Origin of the sequence: Solirubrobacter phytolaccae (assembly GCF_027587195.1) — a bacterium.
Taxonomy (GTDB): domain Bacteria; phylum Actinomycetota; class Thermoleophilia; order Solirubrobacterales; family Solirubrobacteraceae; genus Solirubrobacter; species Solirubrobacter phytolaccae.
The window spans coordinates 1-19,855 of record NZ_JAPDDP010000013.1 but is presented as its reverse complement, the minus strand read 5'-3'; the positions used below and the strand labels follow the sequence as shown (position 1 = coordinate 19,855).

At 71.2% G+C, this 19,855-nt stretch carries 18 protein-coding genes; 5 read left to right on the top strand and 13 right to left on the bottom strand.

The features are described 5' to 3' along the window. The 4 genes from OJ997_RS09165 to OJ997_RS09150 all read right to left on the bottom strand — a co-directional run bounded on the left by OJ997_RS09165 (window position 1) and on the right by OJ997_RS09150 (window position 6,889). Window positions 1-2,202, bottom strand: a complete 2,202-nt coding sequence (locus OJ997_RS09165) for an LVIVD repeat-containing protein (protein WP_270024775.1) — start codon at window positions 2,200-2,202, stop codon at window positions 1-3. 111 nt (window positions 2,203-2,313) lie between these two features. Next, complete coding sequence (locus tag OJ997_RS09160; protein WP_270024774.1) at window positions 2,314-5,223, bottom strand: CHASE2 domain-containing protein; 2,910 nt, start codon at window positions 5,221-5,223, stop codon at window positions 2,314-2,316. Further along, window positions 5,220-5,615 (bottom strand): DUF3307 domain-containing protein, encoded by a 396-nt coding sequence (locus tag OJ997_RS09155; protein ID WP_270024773.1) that lies wholly within the window; start codon window positions 5,613-5,615, stop codon window positions 5,220-5,222. The genes OJ997_RS09160 and OJ997_RS09155 overlap by 4 nt, the downstream gene beginning before the upstream one ends. Continuing rightward, the gene (locus OJ997_RS09150) at window positions 5,615-6,889 is read right to left on the bottom strand and encodes a hypothetical protein (protein WP_270024771.1); all 1,275 of its coding nucleotides are present in this window, start codon (window positions 6,887-6,889) and stop codon (window positions 5,615-5,617) included. The genes OJ997_RS09155 and OJ997_RS09150 overlap by 1 nt, the downstream gene beginning before the upstream one ends. Before the next feature lie 220 nt (window positions 6,890-7,109). Between OJ997_RS09150 and OJ997_RS37480 the strand changes: the two genes are divergently transcribed. Continuing rightward, the gene (locus OJ997_RS37480) at window positions 7,110-7,754 is read left to right on the top strand and encodes a GNAT family N-acetyltransferase (protein ID WP_270024770.1); all 645 of its coding nucleotides are present in this window, start codon (window positions 7,110-7,112) and stop codon (window positions 7,752-7,754) included. Further along, on the top strand, window positions 7,751-8,806 hold the full coding sequence (locus OJ997_RS09140) for a fumarylacetoacetate hydrolase family protein (RefSeq protein WP_270024769.1): 1,056 nt from the start codon (window positions 7,751-7,753) through the stop codon (window positions 8,804-8,806). The genes OJ997_RS37480 and OJ997_RS09140 overlap by 4 nt, the downstream gene beginning before the upstream one ends. Here OJ997_RS09140 and OJ997_RS09135 read toward each other — a convergent pair. Together OJ997_RS09135 and OJ997_RS09130 are read right to left on the bottom strand one after the other, a co-directional pair. Continuing rightward, window positions 8,793-9,155: a response regulator gene (locus tag OJ997_RS09135; protein ID WP_270024768.1), complete on the bottom strand. Its 363-nt coding sequence runs from the start codon at window positions 9,153-9,155 to the stop codon at window positions 8,793-8,795. The two genes, OJ997_RS09140 and OJ997_RS09135, sit on opposite strands and share 14 nt — an antisense overlap. After that, window positions 9,152-10,969 carry a GAF domain-containing sensor histidine kinase gene (locus OJ997_RS09130; RefSeq protein ID WP_270024767.1) on the bottom strand — a complete coding sequence of 606 codons (1,818 nt, stop codon included), beginning with the start codon at window positions 10,967-10,969 and terminating at the stop codon, window positions 9,152-9,154. Before OJ997_RS09130 ends, OJ997_RS09135 begins: the two co-directional genes overlap by 4 nt. 7 nt (window positions 10,970-10,976) lie before the next feature. On the opposite strand from OJ997_RS09130, the gene OJ997_RS09125 reads away from it, so the two are divergent. Then, a complete protein-coding gene (locus OJ997_RS09125; protein ID WP_270024766.1) occupies window positions 10,977-11,270 on the top strand; it encodes an Hpt domain-containing protein in 294 nt (97 codons plus the stop codon). Here OJ997_RS09125 and OJ997_RS09120 read toward each other — a convergent pair. The 7 genes from OJ997_RS09120 to OJ997_RS09090 all read right to left on the bottom strand — a co-directional run bounded on the left by OJ997_RS09120 (window position 11,267) and on the right by OJ997_RS09090 (window position 18,700). Then, window positions 11,267-11,959, bottom strand: a complete 693-nt coding sequence (locus OJ997_RS09120; protein ID WP_270024765.1) for a DedA family protein — start codon at window positions 11,957-11,959, stop codon at window positions 11,267-11,269. The genes OJ997_RS09125 and OJ997_RS09120 overlap by 4 nt on opposite strands. Window positions 11,960-12,264: 305 nt before the next feature. Then, entirely contained in the window at window positions 12,265-12,621 is a 357-nt protein-coding gene (locus OJ997_RS09115; RefSeq protein WP_270024764.1) for a DUF4386 family protein, read from the bottom strand. Beyond that, the gene (locus tag OJ997_RS09110) at window positions 12,618-13,094 is read right to left on the bottom strand and encodes a hypothetical protein (RefSeq protein ID WP_270024763.1); all 477 of its coding nucleotides are present in this window, start codon (window positions 13,092-13,094) and stop codon (window positions 12,618-12,620) included. The genes OJ997_RS09115 and OJ997_RS09110 overlap by 4 nt, the downstream gene beginning before the upstream one ends. A 164-nt stretch (window positions 13,095-13,258) precedes the next feature. Then, entirely contained in the window at window positions 13,259-15,724 is a 2,466-nt protein-coding gene (locus OJ997_RS37475; RefSeq protein ID WP_270024762.1) for a M1 family aminopeptidase, read from the bottom strand. Between the two features lie 183 nt (window positions 15,725-15,907). Beyond that, on the bottom strand, window positions 15,908-17,101 hold the full coding sequence (locus OJ997_RS09100) for a winged helix-turn-helix domain-containing protein (protein ID WP_270024761.1): 1,194 nt from the start codon (window positions 17,099-17,101) through the stop codon (window positions 15,908-15,910). A gap of 4 nt (window positions 17,102-17,105) precedes the next feature. After that, entirely contained in the window at window positions 17,106-17,843 is a 738-nt protein-coding gene (locus OJ997_RS09095; RefSeq protein WP_270024760.1) for an ABC transporter permease, read from the bottom strand. Then, on the bottom strand, window positions 17,840-18,700 hold the full coding sequence (locus tag OJ997_RS09090) for an ATP-binding cassette domain-containing protein (RefSeq protein ID WP_270024759.1): 861 nt from the start codon (window positions 18,698-18,700) through the stop codon (window positions 17,840-17,842). The genes OJ997_RS09095 and OJ997_RS09090 overlap by 4 nt, the downstream gene beginning before the upstream one ends. A 30-nt stretch (window positions 18,701-18,730) precedes the next feature. On the opposite strand from OJ997_RS09090, the gene OJ997_RS09085 reads away from it, so the two are divergent. After that, window positions 18,731-19,366 carry a TetR/AcrR family transcriptional regulator gene (locus tag OJ997_RS09085; protein ID WP_270024758.1) on the top strand — a complete coding sequence of 212 codons (636 nt, stop codon included), beginning with the start codon at window positions 18,731-18,733 and terminating at the stop codon, window positions 19,364-19,366. A gap of 5 nt (window positions 19,367-19,371) precedes the next feature. After that, window positions 19,372-19,855 (top strand): PfkB family carbohydrate kinase (locus tag OJ997_RS09080; RefSeq protein WP_270024757.1); only part of this gene is annotated, 484 nt, incomplete at its 3' end.

Below are 19,855 nucleotides of genomic sequence, written 5' to 3'. Positions count from 1 at the left end.
CTACGGATTCGTCGTCGACAGCGTGAACGTCAGCGTCTTCGAGTAGGAACCGGTCCGCAGCGCGTCGCCCGCGCCGATCGCCTGCTTGAACGTCACGGTGGCCTCGTCGTTGCTCACCGGGCCACTGTAGGTCTTGACGACCCCGAGGCCCTGCAGCGGCTGCGGGAGCGTGAACGCCCCGTTGACCAGGTGGCCGTTGGCGGTGCTGCTCGTGTCGGCCGCGGTCAGCGTCGCGTCGCCGGCGGTCGAGATGACCGTCGCCTTCGTCGTGGCCGTGTACTCCCGAGCGACACCCGGGACGAACGCGCCGAACGAGGCGGGCGTGCCGAGCGTGAGCGCCAGCGTGGCCGACACCGAGCCGCCCGCGCTGCCGGTCGTGTCCGCCCAGTCGCCCATCGTCTGGTTGTCGGCGCACGAGTTCCAGCACGTCTTGGGCTGCGTCGTGCCCTTCGGCGCGCTGAACTTGACGACGTCGATGCCACGCGCGTAGTCGGACACGTAGACGTACTTGCCGTGCCAGATCGCCGACGCGGTGTTGGACGAGATGACGGCAGGGTCCGAGCCGCTGGCGGCGCGCGCCGGGACGCGGAAGTAGCCGACCTGCTCGGGCTTGCGCGGGTCGCTGATGTCGATGAAGCGCGTGCCCTGCTCGTAGTTGCCGAGCGCGACGATGTTGCCCTTGACCGTGAACCAGTGGGCGGAGCAGTCGCCGATCGCGCGGCGCGAGTCGATGAACTCGCCCGGCTTGCCCAGCGTCGTGTAGGACGCGAGCAGCGGCATCAGCGCCGGGGTGGTGGTCGCCCCGGCCGGCAGGTTGTCCTCGACGTCGCGCGTGCCCTTGAGCGAGGCGATGATGAACTTGCCGGCGGTGGCGCAGTTCGTCGTGTTGTTCTCGTTCGTGATCAGCATCACGTCGCCCGCGGCCTGGTCGCCGAGCGCCTGCGGCACGTGGTACGCGTTGTGCATGAACAGGCCGGTGTTGCCGGCCACCGAGCCACCGCCGTACGGCAGCGGGTCGTACGGGGTCGCGTAGCGCATCGCGCCCGTGGCCGTGTCCTTGTGCAGGCCCTCGGTCCACCAGCCGCGCGCGCCGCCGGAGCCGGAGACCCAGGCCACGCCGTCGAAGTCGACGTCGACCGAGTGGGTCGAGCCGGAGGTCGAGCTCGTGCGGCGGACGGCCGCCTCGAACACGTTGGAGTAGGTGAACGGGTGCTCGATGTCGCGGATGTCGGTGACCGCGACCGCGGAGCGCCGCTGCGACACGCCGGAGCCGACCTGCCAGATGAAGCGGCAATCGTTCAGGCACGTGGCGGTGTGGCCGAGCTGCGTGGGCTGGAAGCCGACCAGGACCGGATGCCACGGGTCCTTGAGGTCGACGATCGCGATGCCCTTCTTGCCCGAGTCCTTCGACAGGTAGGCGATCTTGCGCCGGCTGTCGACCGTCATGTTCTCGCCCTCCCAGAACTGGGTGAGCGTCTCGCCCGTCTTCGCGCCGATCTGGGCCGCGGAGATCGAGGCGATGTACTGCGGGTGCTCGGGGTCCTTGAGCGACCACACGCCCAGGCCGGGCGTGCCGTTGGCGACGAGGATGTCGTAGCCGAGGTTCTCGTAGTGCAGGAAGTTCAGCGCCGAGAACGCCGGGCACTTGGTCGGGTTGTACGCCGGGCAGCTGCCATTGACGGCGACCGGGCCGCGGGCGTGGCCGACGAAGGCGACGTTGTCGCTCTTCTCGACGGGCGGCAGCACGGTGTCGTCGGCGAGCGGCGTGCCCTCGGTGGAGGTGCCCTTGTCGACCTTGGCCAGCGACGCGGTCTCGCGCGACGCGTTCGCGGCGGCGGCGGTCGAGTCGGCGGCGGCCTTCGTGGACGCCGCGGTCTTGGCGTCGAAGTTCTGCTGCGCCGTCGCCTGCGCGGCGGACGCGGCGGCGGCGGCCGCGATGTTCTCGGGGGTCGGCGTCTGCGCGGCGGTGGCGGCCGCGGTGGTGGCGGCGGCCTTGGCGGCGTCGAGCGCGACCCCGGCTTCGGCCGCGACGCGCGCGGCCTCCGTGGCCGCGGTGGCGGCGGCGGTGGCTTCGGCTTGCGCGGCGGCGACCGTCTGCGCGGTCACCGGTCCACGTGGTAGCTCGGCCGCCTGGGCGATGCCCGGGGCCGCGATGGCGATGGCGGCTGCGACAACGGCCGCCACGCGAGCGTGAACTCGCATGGTCTCCTTTACCCTCCGAATTTCGCTCCGCGAGTAACCAGACCTTGACCCGTGAAGCGACCCTCCAGCGAATGTCCCAGACCGCGTACGGCCCGTCAATCAGCCAAGCGTTTAGGCCTCTACGCGTTGTGAGGGTTCCGTGAGAGGTGCAGGAGCGTCTCCGTCGCGCAGCGACCACAGCTTGACCTTCGCCTTGCGCCCCCGGACCTCGGCCTCCCCCACCTCGACGATGTCGTCGACCGGCCGCGTCAGCGCCTGCTTGGTGGTGTCGGAGATGTAGAGCTGGTGCGGCGTGCCCTTGGTCATGCCCTCCAGCCGCGCCGCGGTGTTCGTCGTGTCGCCGAGCGCCGTGTACTCCAGTCGGCGCTCGGAGCCCACGTTGCCCGACATCACCGCGCCGGAGTTCAGGCCGATGCCCATCTTGAAGCCGTCGTGCAGCCCCTGCTCGCGCAGCCAGCCGTTGAAGCCGTCCATCCGGCCGAGCATGTCCCGCGCCGCCTCCAGCGCCCGGTCGGCGTGGTCCTCCTGCTTGAGCGGCGCGCCGAACACGGCCATGATCCCGTCGCCCATGTAGGCCACGAGCGTGCCGCCGTGGTCGAGGATCGCCTCGCTCATCTCGGTCAGGTACTTGTTGAGCGACTCGATGACGCGCTCCGGCTCGAGCGTCTCGCTGAAGCTCGTGAAGCCGCGCAGGTCGCTGAACATGACCGTGGCCTCGCCGCGCACGCCACCGAGGCGCACGCCGTCGGCGTCGGCGAGCACCTGGTCCACCACCGCTTCCGGGACGAACCGTGCGAACGCGTCGCGCGCCTGCTCGCGCTCGAAGGCCACGGTCACGCCGTGGATCGCGCCCGTCGCCAGCAGCCCGGCGCCGGCGGCGAGGATCGGGTACACGACGGTGTAGATCGTGCCGTTCTCGAACGCCACCTGGGCGGCGACGACGAAGGCCGCGAGCGCGAGCAGCCCGGCCCCGACCGCAAGTGAGACGCGCAGCCGGAGCGCCGCGAGCGGGGCGAGCGCGCCGAGCACGATCACGAACAGCACGTTGAGCCACGTCGGCGCCGGCCGCAGCGGGAAGCCGTCGAGCACGGTCTGGATCGAGTCGGCCTGGAGCTCGGCGCCCGGCATAAGGGCGTCGCCCGAGGTGGCCGTGCGGTGGAAGTCCTGCAGCGACGTCGCGGTCGAGCCGACGACGACGATCTTCCCACGCACCGCCGAGGCCGGGAAACGGCCTGCCAGGACGTCGCTGAAGCTCAGCTGGCGCACCGTGTCGGTGCCGCCGGGGAAGTTGACCCACGCGCTGTCACCGGGCGGCAGGACCGGCGCGCGGCCCGTGGCGCGCCGGACCGCGGCGAGCGGGAAGGTCTCGAGCCCGTCGAGCGTGTACGCCATCCGCCGCAGGCGCCCGTCGGCGTCGGCCGCGTAGTTCGTACTCCCGGGCGTGGCGCGGCTCTCTTTCAACGCCTCCCCACCACCGAAGATCGACGTGGTCCCGCCGACACCGACCTCCGTGGTCGACAGGACGACGTTGCCCGCCTCCTGCACGGCGAGGTAGAGCTTGTCGTCGGACTCCTCGTTGTCGCTCGGCTCCGTGAACTGGACGTCGTAGGCGATCACCTTGGCGCCCGCCTGCTTGAGCTGGGTGATCGCCTCGGCGTGATGCTTGCGATCGAGCGGCCACTGCTCCTGCAGATCGTTGAACGTCACGTCGTCGAAGCCGACCAGCACGACGTCGGGCGGCGGGCCGGTGGTGCCGCGCACGCTGAAACGCGTGTCCACGGTGCTCAGCTCGAGCCGCTTGAGCACGCCGGTCGCTTCCATCAGCAGCGGAATCGTCACGGTCAGGAACGCGGCGCTCAACAGCAGCAGCGCGCGGAGACGATGGGTGCGACGGTTCCCGCCCCGTGACGGGCTGACGCGGTCCAGGAACCGGTCGACCCACACTGGGCGAGTGCCCTGCACGAGGGCGGCGGTCGCGGCCATCGCGGTGATGCCGGCGGCGCCCGGAGGGACCAGCAGGAGCACGTCGCCGCGGTTGAACGCGATCTGCGCCACGACGGCGTACAGCGCGAGCGCGAGCAGCCCCGCCACCACGCCGAAGAACGGCCCCCAGCGCGCGGCCGTCAGCGGCGCGGCCACCGCCAGCAGGACGATCGCGAGCCAGACGGTCCAGACGGGCGCGTCGCGCAGCGGGAAGCCCGTGAGCGCCGTCGTGATCGTGGCGGCCTGGATCTCCGCCCCAGGCAGCGCCTCGTCGACGGGGGTCGCGTGCACATCGCCGAGTGTGTTGGCGAACGTGTCGGTCACACCGATCACGGCGACCTTCCCGCGCACGGCGGCCGGGTCGAACGCGCCGGCCTCGACCGCGGCCAGGCTGACGTGGTCGAAGGTGTCCTGCGGCCCGGAGAAGTCGACCAGCGCGCCGTCCTCGCCGCCCGGCACCACGATCGGACGGCCGAGCTTGCGGCTCGCCGCCGCGACCATCACCGTCTGCAGCTTGCCGACCTCGGCGGTGATCTTCCGGAACACGCCGTCGTCGTCCGGCTGCATCAGCGAGCTCGCCGGGATCGCCCGGGAGTCGATGAGCTCCTTGCCGCCGCCGAAGATCGCCGTCTTGCCGTTCCCGTCGGTCTCGGTCGTGGCCATCACCACGGGCCGCCCGGCGGCCTTGACCGCCGAGATGAGCGCGCTGTCCGCCTCGGGGTCGTCACTCGCCTCCGTGATCTGCACGTCCATCACGATCACGCCGGCGCCGGCCCGCGACAGCTCCTCGATGGCCTTCGCGTACCGGTCGCGGCCGATCGGCCAGTCGTCGCCCTGGACGGTGCGCTCGTCGATGCCGATGACCACCACGTCGTCGGGTGCGTCCCGGTCGCCCCGTACGTCGAAGCGGGCGTCGTAGCCGGCGCGCTCGACTCCGCCCAGCGCGCCCGTGAGCTGGAAGAAGGCACCCACCACCACGGCGAGCAGCGCCGCCGCCAAGAGCAGCAGGAGCCGCCGCCGCGGGCTGCGCGTGGTCATGCCGAGCCCACCAGCAGCGCGACGAGGAACAGCGAGAGCACGTGGAACGACTGGTCGACGGACTGCGCGACCCCGAAGTTCATGACGTCGGCGCGTTTGACGCGCACGAGGTACAGGCGGACGACCCGCCCGTCGTCGATCAGCAGGTGCGGGAGGAAGATCAGGATGCCGGCGACGATCGCCCACACGGGCTCGAGCTCGGAGCCGATCCAGATCAGCGCCGGCAGGAAGGCCAGCGTGTAGGTGCTGACGTGGGTGAGCAGCGCGCGCCGGGCGACCGGATCGGGGCCCAGGCCGCCGCGTTTGTGCGTCGCCTGCCAGTCCGTCTGGAGGAGGTAGTCACCCACCATGTGGGCGACGAGGAAGGCCGCGAGGACGGAGACCCAGGTCACTAGCGCTTCGCCAGGTACTTCTTCCCGGCCCGGACGAGGACGTTCTTCTTGCGCTTGAAGTCGCGCACCAGCACCGAGCCCTGCTTGACCTGCGTGAGCGTGCCGTCGCAGCGATCGGTCACGAGCCATTTCGTGCCGCGCACGGTCGCCGAGCTGTAGTTGCCCGAGGTGCGGAACGCCCCTTTGCCCTCGCCCCAGAGCTTGCGGGTCTTCTTCTTCTTGGCCGACGCGGTCGCCTTCTTGGCCTTCGCCTTCGGGCACTTGGCCAGCGTCTCGGCGAGCGCGAGGTCGGTGATCGGCTTGGCGCCGGTCGTCTGGCCGATCTTGAAGATGCCGTCGTAGAACCAGGCGAGCTGGGTCTCGGTGCCCTTGCCGGTCGTGGAGACGAGGTTCACGCGGCCCTTCGTGGCGTCGATCGTCGCGCCGACCGGGATCTGCATCGCGCCCTTGAGCTCGACGAACTTCTTCGAGGGCGGGATCTTGATGAAGATGCGGCCCTTGCGGACGCTGACGTTGACGGTCTTGCCGGTGACGGGCGGCGGGAGCTGCTCGATGACCGGCGCGACGGCGCCCGGGTTGCCGTTGCCGTCCAGCGCGGTCGGCGTGACCGTGCCGGGCGGAGCGGGCGCGGCGAGCAGCCAGCGCACGTCGAGGTCGCGCCGCTCGCCGGGCTGCAGGTTGTCGACCGCGAACTCGACGCCGACGCCGTTGTCGGGCGCCGCGGAGTCCACCGTGTTCAGGAGCCCGTTGGCGCCGAAGTTGGCGAAGACGGCCTCGAAGTCACCCTCCTGGAAGGCGCGCCAGGGCGTGACCTCCTGCAGGCCGTAGACCAGGCCGCTCGTCTCGTCGCGGCCGCCGACGAAGCGCGGGGCGGTCGAGGCGATCGCGCCGTTGCCGCTGTCGTTGCTGCCGACGTAGAGGTCGGCGAGCGCGCCGGCGCGCAGCGAGGTCGGCGCGGCGGACACGTTCTCGATCCCGTAGCGGACGTTCACCTGCGGAACGCCGTCGGTGTAGGTGATGACCTCGGTCACGCGCAGGTTCGGGCCGACCGTGTAGGCGCTGGCGATCGACTTGGTCGCGCCCTGGTCGGAGAGCGTCGGCGCGACGACGGCGGTGCGGCCCGGCGTCGTGTCGAAGCCGACCTCGAGCGGGTAGTAGCTCGCGCCCTCCTTGATCTCCAGCCCCGCGTGCGCCGGGTTCTCGTCCGGGTTGTAGAAGAGCCCCGCGGCAACGCCGTCCTGGCGGACCTGGATCGCCCCCAAGCCGTCCGCCATGACGTTCAGTGGGTTGCCATCGATCTGCGCGCTCGCCCCGGAGGGTGCGCACAGCGCAGCGACGCCCGCGAGGGCGGCTGTGACCAAGATCCGAATGCCGCCCTGTGTGACCAAACCAACCCGATCGTCTCCCGCGAAGGCTGCCGCTGTCAAGTCCGTCTGGACGGGTGGACGGGCGGCCCTTCGGGCACTCTGCGCCCCGGTCCTACCCTGCTAGGCCGTGCGCTGCTATGTCGAGCCGAGCCCTGCCGGCGGGTACTTCGTCCGCCTGCGCGGGGAAGCCGCGCCGGTCTCGCGCCACGACACCGAGGAGGAGGCCGAAGCCGCCGCGGCCGCCTACCAGCGCGGCCTCACGCGCGACGACACCGCCGACCTGGTGAGCCTGAGCGACGGCTCCGAGGTCCTCATCCGCACCGTCCAGCCCGCGGACAAGCCGCTCTTCGTCGCGGGTTGGAAGCACCTGTCCGGCGAGTCGGTGCGCCGGCGTTTCCTGCAGCCGCGCCCGGCGCTGAACGTGCACGAGCTGACCTTCTTCACCGAGATCGACCACGTCGACCACGAGGCCGTCGGCGCGCTGGACGGCGTCACCCGCGAGGGCGTGGGCGTCGCGCGCTACGTGCGTGAGCGCGAGCGCCCGCACGTCGCCGAGGCCGCGGTGACGGTCGTGGACGCGTGGCAACGGCGCGGCCTGGGCGGCAAGTTGCTCAAGCAGCTACGGGCGCGGGCCGCCGCGAACGGCATCCGTCGCTTCACCGCTTCGCTGTTCGCCGACAATGACGTGATGCTCAGGCTCTTCCAGCAGCTCGGCGAGGTGACGGTGATCCGCCGCGACGGCGCCGTGATCGAGATCGAGGTGGAGCTGTGAGCAGCGGCTTCGGGCTCGACCATCTGCCCTACGGCGTCGTCGACGGGCACTGCGTCGTCCGCTACGAGGACCACATGCTGGACCTGAGCCGGGTGCCCGGGCTGCCGCCCGTGTTCGACCACGCGTCCCTGAACCAGTTCCTCGCGCTCGGCCGCCCGGTCTGGGAGGACGTGCGCGAGAAGGTCACGCGCGTGCTCGAGGCGGGCACGGTCGAGCTCGACGCGCTCTACGAGCCCGAGCTGCCGGTCGCGGTCGGCGACTACGTGGACTTCTACTCGTCGATCGAGCACGCCACGAACGTGTCGCGCCGGTTCCGCCCCGACGACCCGAACCCGCTGCCGGCCGCGTGGCGGTCGCTGCCGATCGGCTACCACGGCCGCGCCGGGTCGATCGTCGTCAGCGGCACCGAGATCGTCCGCCCGCACGGGCTGCGGCCGAGCTACGGGCCGACGCAGGAGCTCGACTTCGAGCTCGAGCTGGGCTTCGTCACCGGCCCGGGCCGGCAGCTCGGCTCCCCGATCGCGGCGGGTGACGTCCGCGAGCACGTCTTCGGCTTCGTGCTCGTCAACGACTGGAGCGCGCGAGACCTGCAGCGCTTCGAGTACCGCCCCCTGGGACCCTTCCTGGGGAAGTCGTTCGCGACGTCCGTGTCCGCCTGGATCACGCCGCTCGCCGCCTTGGAGCCGTACCTCGTGCCCGCGCGCGAGCAGGAGCCCGAGCCGGACGCGTACCTGCGCACCACCGGCGACTGGGCGCTGGACATCGCGCTCGAGGTCGACCGCAACGGCGAGACGATCACGCACGGCAACGCGCGCCACCTGTACTGGACGTTCCCGCAGCAGCTCGCCCACGCGACCGTCAACGGCGCGACCGTCCGGCCCGGCGACCTGTTTGCCTCCGGCACGATCAGCGGGTCCGAGCCGGGCACGCACGGCTGCCTGCTCGAGTCGGGCGCGCCGTTCCTGGACGACGGCGACACGGTCACGCTCCGCGGCCGCGCCGGCACGATCGAGCTCGGCGCCGTGCGCGGGACGATCGTCAGCGCGCCGTGATCGCCGCGACCGCGCCGGGGAGCGCGATCGGGTCGAACGGCTTCGCGATCACGCCGGCCGCGCCGAGCGCGAGCAGATGGTCGGTCTCTCCCCTCGCTGTGAGGAAGATCACCGGGACGCCGTCGCCGAGCAGCGGCCGCAGCTGCGCGAGCGTGGCCGGGCCGTCCGTGTCGGGCATCATCACGTCCAGGAGGACCACGTCGGGCAGGTCCGCCCGCACCGCCGCGATCGCCTCGCCCGCCGAAGCCGCGGCGGTGACGGTCCAGCCGCCCACGCGCTCCAGCGCCATCGTCGCGATCATCCGGATGTCGGGCTCGTCGTCGACGAGCAGCAGCCGGCCCGCGCTCACTTGAGCGCCTCGACCACCGCGGCGTCGACGTCCTCACCCTCGATGCGGATGACCGGCACGCCCGGGTCGACGTCCTCGAGGCCCGCGCCGGCCACGAGCACGAGCACGAAGCCGTCGGCCTCCGCGAGCGTCTCCGGGTCCGAGAACGTGAGCACCCGGCGCCCGATCCGGCGCGCGGCGCGGGCGAGCTCCTCCCGTCGCGGGGCACGGCGGTCGTAGACGGCGATCGGCGGCTTGGCGAGCGGGAGCGGGAGCGTGATGCGGAACGTCGAGCCCTCGCCGGGCACGCTCTCGGCCCAGATCCGCCCGGCGTGCTGCTCGATGATCGCGCGGGAGATCGGCAGGCCGAGGCCCGTGCCGCCTTTCTCGCGGTGGTCGGAGGCGTCGACCTGGCGGAAGCGCTCGAAGATCGCGTCGAGCTGGTCGAGCGGGATGCCGCGGCCCTGGTCGCGGACCGTGAACAGCGCCTCGCTGCCGTGGGCCTTGACGATCGTCCGCACGGACGAGCCTTCGGGAGAGAACTTGATCGCGTTCCCGATCAGGTTCACGAGCGCCTGGACGATCCGGTCGGGGTCGACGAAGAGCTGCAGGTCGGCCGGGGCCTCCCAGACGAGCTCGATGCCGGCGTCGTCGGCGACGCGCTGGACGACCTGCGCCGTGCTCTGCAGCAGCTCCGGCGGCGTCACCGACCGCACGTTGAGCTCGACGCGGCCGGCCTGCAGCCGCTCGAGGTCCAGCGTCTCGTCGACGAGCCGGGACAGCCGCTCCGTGTTCTGGCGCGCGATCGCGACCATGTCGGCGGCCTCGGCCGGCAGCTCGCCCGCGATCCCCGCCTCGAGCAGCCCGAGCGACCCGCGGATCGAGGTGAGCGGTGTGCGCAGCTCGTGGCCGACGATGGAGACGAGCTCGTCCTTCATGCGCTCGACCTCCTTGCGCTCGGTGATGTCCTCGATCATCCCGATCGAGACGTCCGGCCGGCCCTCGCGGTCGCGCAGCATCGACGCCGTCAGCGCGCCCCAGAACCAGGTGCCGTCCGGGCGCACGTAGCGCTTCTCGCGCCGGTAGCGGTCGATCTCGCCGGTGAAGAGCTCCTTGATGTTGTCGTTGTCGCGGTCGGCGGGGTGCGTCAGGGTCATGATCGGGATACCGCGCAGCTCGGCCGGCGGGATGTTGACCATCGCCGCGAACGCGAGGTTGGCCTCGACCAGGCGGCCCTCGCCGTTGACCATCGTCATGCCGATCGTCGAGTCGTGGAAGACGGCGCGGAACCGCTGCTCGCTCTCCCGCCAGGACGCCAGCGCCTCCGACAGCTCCTTGTGGTTGAGCTCGTCCTCGGCAATCCGGGCGAGGTCTTCCAGCAACCCGACGTCAGCAGCGGAGAACGTTCGCGGGCGCGTGTCGGCGATGCACACGGTGCCGACCCGGAACCCGGTCGCGGTGGCGATCGGGATGCCGGCGTAGGAGCGCAGGAACGGCTCGTCCGTGACGACCCGCATGTGCGCGACCCGCGGGTCGAGCAGCGTGTCCGGGATCAACAGCGGCTCCGGCTTCTCGATCGCCACCGAGCAGAACGAGACGTCGCGGTCATCCTCGCGGCCGTCGAGACCGACGCAGGACTTGAACCACTGGCGATGCTCGTCGACGAGGGTCACCGTCGCGATCGGCGCGTCCAGAGCCGCCGACGCGATGCGGGTCAACCGGTCGAAGCGCGCCTCTGATGGTGTATCGAGAATGTTCAGCGCATGCAAAGCGCTGAGTCGGTCAGACTCCAAAGTTGCTGCGTTCGCCACGTTTGCACGGTACCCGCCTACCATCGATCACGTGCAGGAAACGGAAGAGCTGCAAGCCGTGATCGCGGCCCTGTGGACGGGCGCGCGCCCCCGGTTGCTCGCTCGCGTCGAGGCGCTGGAGGCGGCCGTCGCCGCTGACCTACGCGAGCCGGAGCGCGGCGTGGCGCTGGTTCAGGCGCACACGCTCGTCGGCACGCTGGGCACGTTCGGCCGGCCCGAGGCGTCCGACGCGGCACGCCGCGCCGAGGCCGGCATCGAGGCCGGCGACCGGGCAGCGGTGAGCGCCGCGGTCGAGCGCCTGCGCGCCGAGATCGACGCCGACTAGGGTCGCTTCGCCTGGCGCGAGGCGACGTAGTACTGGCGCACAAACACCACGACGATCAGCCCGAGGCCCAAGTACAGGCCGTAGCGAGAGATCGCTTTCGCGGTGTCCACCGCTTCCTGCCCGATCGCGTAGCCCAGCCCGATGCACAGCGCGATCCACAACCCTGAGCCGATCGCGTCCAGCAGCAGGAACTTCCACAGCTTCATCCGCGTCCAGCCCGCGGCCGCGTAGATCAGCACGTTCGGGACCGGCTGGAAGTAGGCGATGATGATCGCGAGCCAGCCGAACCGCCTCGTCAGCCGCTCCAGCTGCGCCGTGCGCTTCTCCGCCTTCGGGTGGCTGCCGATGAACACGTCGATCGCGCGCCGGCCCCACCGCCGCCCGGCCCACCAGTAGAGCCAGTCGAACATCATCATCCCGGGGATCGAGACCAGCACCACCAGCGGCAGCGACGCCTCGCCGATCCGGATCATCCCGCCGAGCGTGACCATCCCGCTCATCGAGCCCTTGAGCAGCACGAGCACGTACGGATGCGCCAACAGCCCCGGGGTCAGCGGCATCAGCGCCAGCAGATAGAGCCCGCTGAGCACGATCGCGCCCATCAGGAACTTGTCCGTGGGCTGCGCCTTGCCCTCCCACGGGAGTGGCGACGGCTGCGCGTTGCGCGGGACCGCCGCGTCGTCACTCATCTACGCGAGGGTACCTCGCGTTGGTGAACGCGCGGCTAAACGGCGAGCACACCCGCGCCCAAGTGCGAATGAGCCGGGTTCCCCGGACTGTGGAACGCGTTGCGTTCCCTTCGAGCGATTCGCGAGGGCTCGTTCCGCGATGCAAAACGAGCACCGCCGCCTGCCACGCGAGCGTTCACTTTCTCCCCGCATAGGGGGTAAAAGTGAACGCTCGCGTGGCGAGGGGACCCTCCTCACCTGCTCATCCCACATCCGCCGCGACGGGTCAACGGCTCGCCGCGAAGCGCGAGTTGCTTGACGCGGCGCTAGTGGATGTCGGTGGCAGGGTCGCCGGCGTGCTCCGCGAGGTACGGCACGAGGAACGGCCAGCGGATCAGGCCCAGGAGTTGGACGGCGGCGGCGAGGACGCCGACCGTGGTCGTGAGCGCGGTCGCGTCGTAGGCGTCGGACGTGAGCACGACGAGCGGGACCATCAGCAGCGCGGTCATCGCGAACGCCCACCAGGTGAGGACGAGCGCGCGGCCGCCAGCGGTGAACTTGGCGAGGACCTCGTGCGTCGGGTGGTGGAGCACGTCCGGGTAGTCGAACGTGGCCGCCAGGCGGGCGAACGCGACGTTGAAGGCGATCGGCACCGCGACCAGGAAGACGCCGGCGGCGATCATCGCGCGATCTGCAGCCTCAGGACGAGGCCGGTGAGCAGCGTCGCCAGCACCGCGCCGCTGGAGCCGAACACGGCGTAGCCGCGCTCGAGGTCCACGATCACGTTCGACGTCACGAACCAGCCGAGCGCCCAAGCGGCGGAGCTCGTTGCGATCCACGCCGGGCGCGAGCGGCTCTCGAGCAGCGCGGACTGCGCCGCGCCGACCGTCGCGCCGGTGATCAGGCCCGTGACGATCGGACCCGCGCCCAGTGCCGCGGCGAGCGCGCCGCCCGCGCCGGTGGCCGCCGCCGTGTAGGCGATCCAGCGCGTGTCCGTGCGCAGCGCGAGCCACTGGGCGGCCCCGATCGCCGCGCCCGCGACCACGCCCGCCGCCGCACCCGACAACGGCCCGGTGACCGAGCCGACCGTGTTGATCGCGATCAAACCACCCAGCGGGAAGCCGAGGAACGTCGGGAGCCAGCGCTTCAGGGACATGCGAGCCTCGTTCTGTACGGTGTACGTTACGTCCATAACGTACGTCGTACATAAGCGCCTGTCCAGTGCGGCTGACCACACCCTTAACGACGAACGCCGCGGCCTCCCGGGTGGGAGACCGCGGCGCGCGCGAACTTAAACGTCCAGGACGTTTAAGTTCGGAGCTACGGGTTGGTCGTGCTCAGCGTGAACGTGAGCGTCTTGGAGTACGTGCCCGTGCGGAGCGCGTCCGTCGAGCCGATCTCCTGCGTGAACGTGGCGTTGACCTTGTCGTTGCTGACCGGGCCGGTGTACGTCTTGATGACGCCGAGGCCGCCGAGCGGCTTGGGCAGCGCGAACGTGTTGTTGACCAGGTAGCCCGGGGCGGTCGTGCTGTTGTCGGCCACCGTGAGCGTCGCGTCGCCGGCCGTCGAGATGACGGTCGCCTCGGTCGTCGCCGTGTAGGTCTTCGCCACGCCCGGGATGAACGGGGCGAAGGTGCCGGGCGCGCCGAGCGTCAGCGACAGCGTCGCCGCGACGGTCCCGCCGGGCGTGCTCGTGGTGTCGGTGCCGTACGGCAGGCAGCCGCCGTTGGCGTCGTAGAAGCCGGGGCCGGCGAGGCCGGGACCCGTGATCTGCGGCTTGTTGCCGGCGGCGGGCGAGCCGGTGTAGGCCGTGTCCCACCACTGCGTGAAGAAGACGTCGAGCTTGTTCAGGCAGCCCTGCGTCTTGATCGGCATCCACTTCTTGTAGATGTCGATCTGCTGCTTGGCCGTGATCGACGAGCCGCCGAACGTGGTCTGGATCTCCTTCGACGCGTTGTCGAAGTTGGCCTTGCCCATGATCGCCCGCAGCGCGATGTACGCGCGGCCGGAGCGGGTGTACGTCTGCGAGCCGAAGAGGTTCGCGTTCGTCGGCTTCGACGGCGCGACGCTCCAGCTCGCGGTCGTCGAGTTGTAGGTGTTGTTGAAGCGCGTGACCAGCGAGGCCTCGAAGGCCGCGTCACCGGCCGGCGTGCCGAGGCCGCCCGCCGTGGTCGCCGCCGTGCGCGCCGTGTTGTAGCCCTCGGACAGGTCGGCGTAGCCCTCCTTGAAGAAGGTGCGCTCGTAGACGTCCTCGGACACGTTGTCGCCCCACCACTGGTGCATGTTCTCGTGGTGGAAGGTGCCCAGGCTGATCGAGCCGCCCGGGAACGTGATCTTGGTCTGCATCTCCTCCGCGAAGCTCACGGACGGCAGGCCGATGACGACGCCGTTGGTCGAGAACGGGAACGGCCCGTTGAACGGGATCTGGAAGTTCGTGATGCTCTCGTGCTGGCGCATGATCCCGAGGTTGGTCTCTTTGCGGGCGGCCGTGATACCCGTGGCCTGCGCCATGTAGTAGACGGTGCCGCTCGGCGAGACCTGCTCGGTCATCTCGTAGTTGCCGATCGAGTTCTCGACGAGGTAGTTCGCGATCGGCTCGGGCGACTTCCAGTGCCACGTGCGCGAGCCGCCGGGGAAGTTCGTGTCCGCGGCGTTGTCGGTGAAGCCGATCAGGCGGCCGTTGGAGATCGCCGTGCGGCCGGTGCCGGTCGCGGAGTCCCAGTTGGTGGTGCTCCAGAACTCGTAGGTCGGCTTGACCGTCGGGTGGTTGTTGAGCGGCATCCACGCCATCGAGCCGACCGGCTCGGTCGTCATGAAGCCACCGTCGCCGACCGGCGTGTTGTTGCGGAACCAGCCCTCGGTCGCGCCGTCACCGTCGACGTGGACGCCGGGGCGGCCGACGTACTTGACCTTGACCGTGAAGTCCGTGCCGGCCGGGATCGGCGCGGACGGCGTGATCACGAGCTTGGTCGCGGGGCACTGCGCGCCCTGGAGCGCCGCGGACGTGCCCGTCGGGGCGCACGCGGGCGGGTTCGGGTTGGTCGCGCTGACCGGGTTGGAGTTCGACGCGGCGTGCGCGGCCGGATCGGGATCGTCCAGGCCCTTCGGGTTGCCGGGGTAGGTCGGCTGCTTGAAGGTGTACGTCGCCGGGACGCCGTTGATCGTGATCTCCTGGACCGTCAGGTTCGGGCCCGGGACCGTGGTCGACGTGACGCCGTTCGTGCGCTCGAAGTCGAGGCTGAACGACGTGAGGCACTGCGTCGCCTTCTGCTGCAGGTCCACGTACGTGCCGTTGAGGAACAGGTTCGACGGCGCGTCGTAGACGAGGTTGATGTCAGTGTGGAGGCTCTGGTAGCCCGTGTTGCCCGTCTCCGGGTACAGGCGCGAGCCGGCCGGCTGCAGCGAGTAGCCGCCGGCGGAGCACTCGGCGGGCGCCTGCGCGGCGCGCGCCAGCGCGGGCCGGACGGGCGTGCCGCCCTTGATGAGCACCTCGTCCTGCGCGGTCGCGCAGCCGAGCGAGCCGTCGCCCTTGCCGTAGGACGTACAAGCGCCCAGGTAGTAGTTGCCCTTCGCCAGCGTCGACGGCAGCGCCACCTTCACGCTGTAGTCGGCCTTGCCGTGCGCCGCGACCTTGACCGAGGTGCGACCGATGACGGCGGCGTTCGTGCCACGGCGGAAGATCCGCACCGCGACGTCCGCGCTCTTCGCGGCGCCGGTGTCATTGACGACCGTGCCCTTCAGCGTCCCTGCCGTGGCTCCCGCCTTGAGCGAGCTGAGCGATGACACCGAGACTCCCGGCGCAGCCTGCGCCGGTGCCGCGGCGATGCCCAGCGCAACCAAGGCGACGCCTAGGGCGCGCCTGCTTCGACGATCCATGTCTTTCTTGACCCCCTCGAACTGAACCCAGTGAGACGCCCGACCATCCCGGCGCTCGATTAGGGGACGATGAGAAAGGGGGTCTAGGTCAGGTCAAAGTGGCCAAATGTCCGGGGTGCTCCGGACCTCGACGTCGGAGGCGCCGCGCCAGGCCGCCAGCCGCTCCAGCTCGCGCCGGATCGCCTTGGGGAGCCGCGCGCCGCGCGGCACCTTCGGCTCCGCGTGGACGGCGTGGGCGACGAGCACGCCCCGCTTGCGGTCCATCGCCAGATCGGCGCGGCCGACGAGCCGGTCGCCGTCGAGGATCGGGAGCACGAAGTAGCCCCACCGCCGCTTGGGCTTGGGCACGTAGATCTCGAGCCGGTGGTGGAAGCCGAACAGCGCCTCGGTCCGCGCGCGGTCGCACAGCAGGTTGTCGAACGGGCTCAGGAGCACGGTGCGGGGCTTGAAGTCGTCGACGTTCTGGAGCGCCTCGACGTCCTCGCTCAGCACCCACCAGTCCTCCCCCAGCCCGTCGACGGCCAGCGGCTCGATCACGCCGGCGGCGTGCAGCTCGGCGAGGACGATCGGCAGGTCTGGGTAGCGGAAGCGCGTGAAGTGCTTGCGGATGTGCGGTGGGCGCGCGGCGCCGAGGGCGCGGATCGCGTGCACGACCGCGCGGCGTTGGACCTCGAGCGGGTCGAGCTCCTCCCGCGGCGCATCCGGTGGCCAGCAACGCTCCATCAGGTCCCACACGCGCTGGGTGCCGTCGCGGCGCGAGATCCCGGTCTGCCCCGCGACCCACAGCATGTCGAGCATCCGCGCGACCGTGCGGCCGTTCGTCCAGCCCCCCGTGGACTCCCAGCCCACGGTCGCCTTGTCCTCGATCTCGCGCGCCCGCAGTGGCCCTTCCTCGCGCAGCCGCTCGAGGATGTGCGCACGGAACTCGGGCTCGCCGTCCCACCACGTGCGGTGGCCGCGGTACCTGGGCTCGTGCATGGCGAAGCGGTGGATCGGCAGGTCCTCGCTCAGGACGTACGACGCCTCGTGCGCCCAGTACTCGAACAGCGCCCGGTCCTCGTAGGCGAGCTGCTCGAACGCGCGCTCGTCGAACGCGCCGTGGCGGCTGAAGAGCACGAGCAGGTGGTTGCGGGCGACGACCGCGGTCGGGTCCAGCTGCAGGCAGCGCAGCGCGCGGACGGTCTCGAGCAGGTCTTGCGCCGTCGGCTTGCGGCGCGGAGCCGGGCCTTCGAGGCGCTGGTTGCGGATGGCGAGGCGGCGGACGGCCTGCGGTGTGGCGCGGAGCACCGCCTCAACTTTGGCGGAACAGTCGGCTGGAAGCGACGCGCCCGAGCACGATCCCGGCCGCGCACCAGGCGAACGCGATCCACAGCGAGTTCCCGACCGGCGTGCCCATGAGCAGCGCGCGGACGCTGTCGACGATCGGCGTCACGGGCTGATGCTCGGCGATCCAGCTCAGGCCGGCGGGCATGCTGTCCGCAGGCACGAACCCGCTCGACACGTACGGCGCGAACGCGGCGATGAACGTCATCGCGTTGGCGCCCTCGACGGTCTTGGCGAAGAGCCCGAAGGCGGCCGCGACCCAGCTGATCGCGGTCATCAGGCAGAGCAGAAGCGCGGCGGCGGCCAGCCAGCGCAGCGGGTCGACCTCGGGCCGGAAGCCGGCGATCAGCGCGACGCCGATCACGAGGCTGGTCGAGACGACGTTGCGTGCGACGGACGCGGTGACGTGGCCCGTGAGCACGGCGCTGCTGGCGATGGGGAGCGTGCGGAAGCGGTCGATCACGCCCGTGGTCATGTCCAGCGCGACGGCGACCGCGGTGCTCGCCGCGCCGAAGCCGACGCACAGGACGATGATCCCCGGCACCACGTAGTCCACGTAGCGTCCGCCGGCGTCGATCGCGCCGCCGAAGACGTAGACGAACATCAGCAGGATCGCGACGGGGAGCAGGATCGCGGTCAGCAGCGCGTCGACGGAGCGGACGCTGTGGCGCAGGCTGCGGCCGACGAACGTGAGCGACGCGGTCATCGCACCGGCTCCGCGATCTCGCTCGAAGCGCCCGTGAGGGCGAAGAAGACGTCGTCGAGCGACGGGCGGTGGAGCTCGATGCGCTCCGCGTCGGGGTGCTGCTCGAGCGCGCGGCGCACGTCGTCGGGGGCGTTGACCGGGACGCGCTGCGCCGGCTTGTCGGCGAAGTGGATCTCGAGCGTCTCACTCGCGACGCGTGCCTTCAGCTCGGCCGCCGTGCCCTGGGCGATCACGCGGCCGCCGTCGATCACCGCGATCCGCTGCGCCAGCCGGTCCGCCTCCTCGAGGTACTGCGTCGTCAGGAGCACGGTCACGCCTTCGCTCGCGAGCGTCTGGACGGCGTCCCAGACCGCGCGGCGGCTGCGCGGGTCCAGCCCGGTGGTCGGCTCGTCGAGGAACAGCACCTGCGGGCGCACGACGAGGCTCATCGCCAGATCGAGCCGGCGGCGCATCCCGCCGCTATAGGAGTCCACGCGCCGATCGGCGGCGTCGGCGAGGTCGAAGCGGTCGAGCAGCTCGTCCGCGACGCCCGGCTTCACGCCCCGGAGCCGGGCCATCATCCGCAGGTTCTCCGCGCCGGTCAGGATGCCGTCGACCGCCGCCTCCTGCGCCGTGAGGCTGATCGCGGCGCGGACCGCGTTCGGGTCGTTGACGACGTCGTGCCCGGCCACGCGGGCGGTCCCGCCGTCGGGCGCAAGCAGCGTCGTGAGGATGCGCACCGTGGTCGTCTTGCCCGCGCCGTTCGGGCCGAGCAGCGCGAACACCTCGCCCGCGTCGACCTGCAGGTCCAGCCCTTCGAGCACGCGCGTGTCGCCGAAGGCCTTCGTCAGGCCCTCCACCTCAATTGTGTATGCCATACACACGAGTGTACGCCATACACTTTCCATATGGCAAGAGGGCTGAACGTGGATCTCGTCGTCGAGGCGGCGGTGGCGATCGCGGACGCGGAAGGGCTGGCGGCGGTCTCGATGGCGACCGTGGCGAAGCGCTGCGGCTTCACGACGATGTCGCTCTACCGCCATGTGGCGAGCAAGGACGAGCTCGTGTGGCGAATGCTCGACCGCGCGCTCGGGCCGGCGCCCGAGCTCGTGTTCGACGGCTGGCGCGACGGCCTCTCGCAGTGGGCGCACACGTTCATGGCGATGCTGCGCGCGCACCCGTGGGGCGTCGACATCCCGATCAACGGCACGCTGCCCACGCACGCGCAGCTGTCGTGGCTGAACCGCGGGCTCGAGGTGCTCGACGGCACCGGGCTCGAGGACGGCGAGGGCGCCGACCTCGTGCTGCTCGTCAACGGCTACGTGTTCTGGGCGTCGCGGCTGGAGACCTCGCTCGCCGCCGCGCCGCCACAGCCGCTCGTCCCGCCGCAGCACGACCTCTCCGAGTTCCCGTACGTGCAGCGCGCGCTCGCCGCCGGCCAGTTCGAGGACGACATGTCCCCGGACGAGAACTTCCAGTCCGGCCTGGATCGCGTGCTGGACGGGATCGGCGTGCTGATCGCGCGCCGCGGTCCCGTAGGCTGAGACGAGTGCCGAACGTCGTCGTCGTCGGTTCGATCAACGTCGACCTCGTCGTCGTCAGCGAGCGCCTGCCCGCGGCCGGCGAGACCGTGGCGGGTGGGACCTTCGCCTCGTACGGCGGCGGCAAGAGCGCCAACCAGGCCGTCGCTGCCGCGCGGCTGGGCGCTTCGGTGCGCTTCGTCGGCGCCGTCGGCCGGGACGCGATGGGCGACGAGGCCGAGGCCGCCCTGCGCGCGGAGGGCATCGACGTGTCGGGCCTGGCCCGCGTGGACGCGCCGACCGGGGTCGCGCTGATCGTGGTCGACGCGGCGGGCGAGAACCAGATCGCGGTCGCCTCGGGTGCGAACGCGGCGCTCGACGCCGACGCCATCACGGCGAGGCTGGACGACCTCCTCGCGGCGGGCGGCGAGGGCCGCGCCGGCGAAGCCTCCCCGCCCCGCCCCGCGGACACGCCGGCCGCCGCCGCAGGCACGCCGCCCCACCGCGCGGACT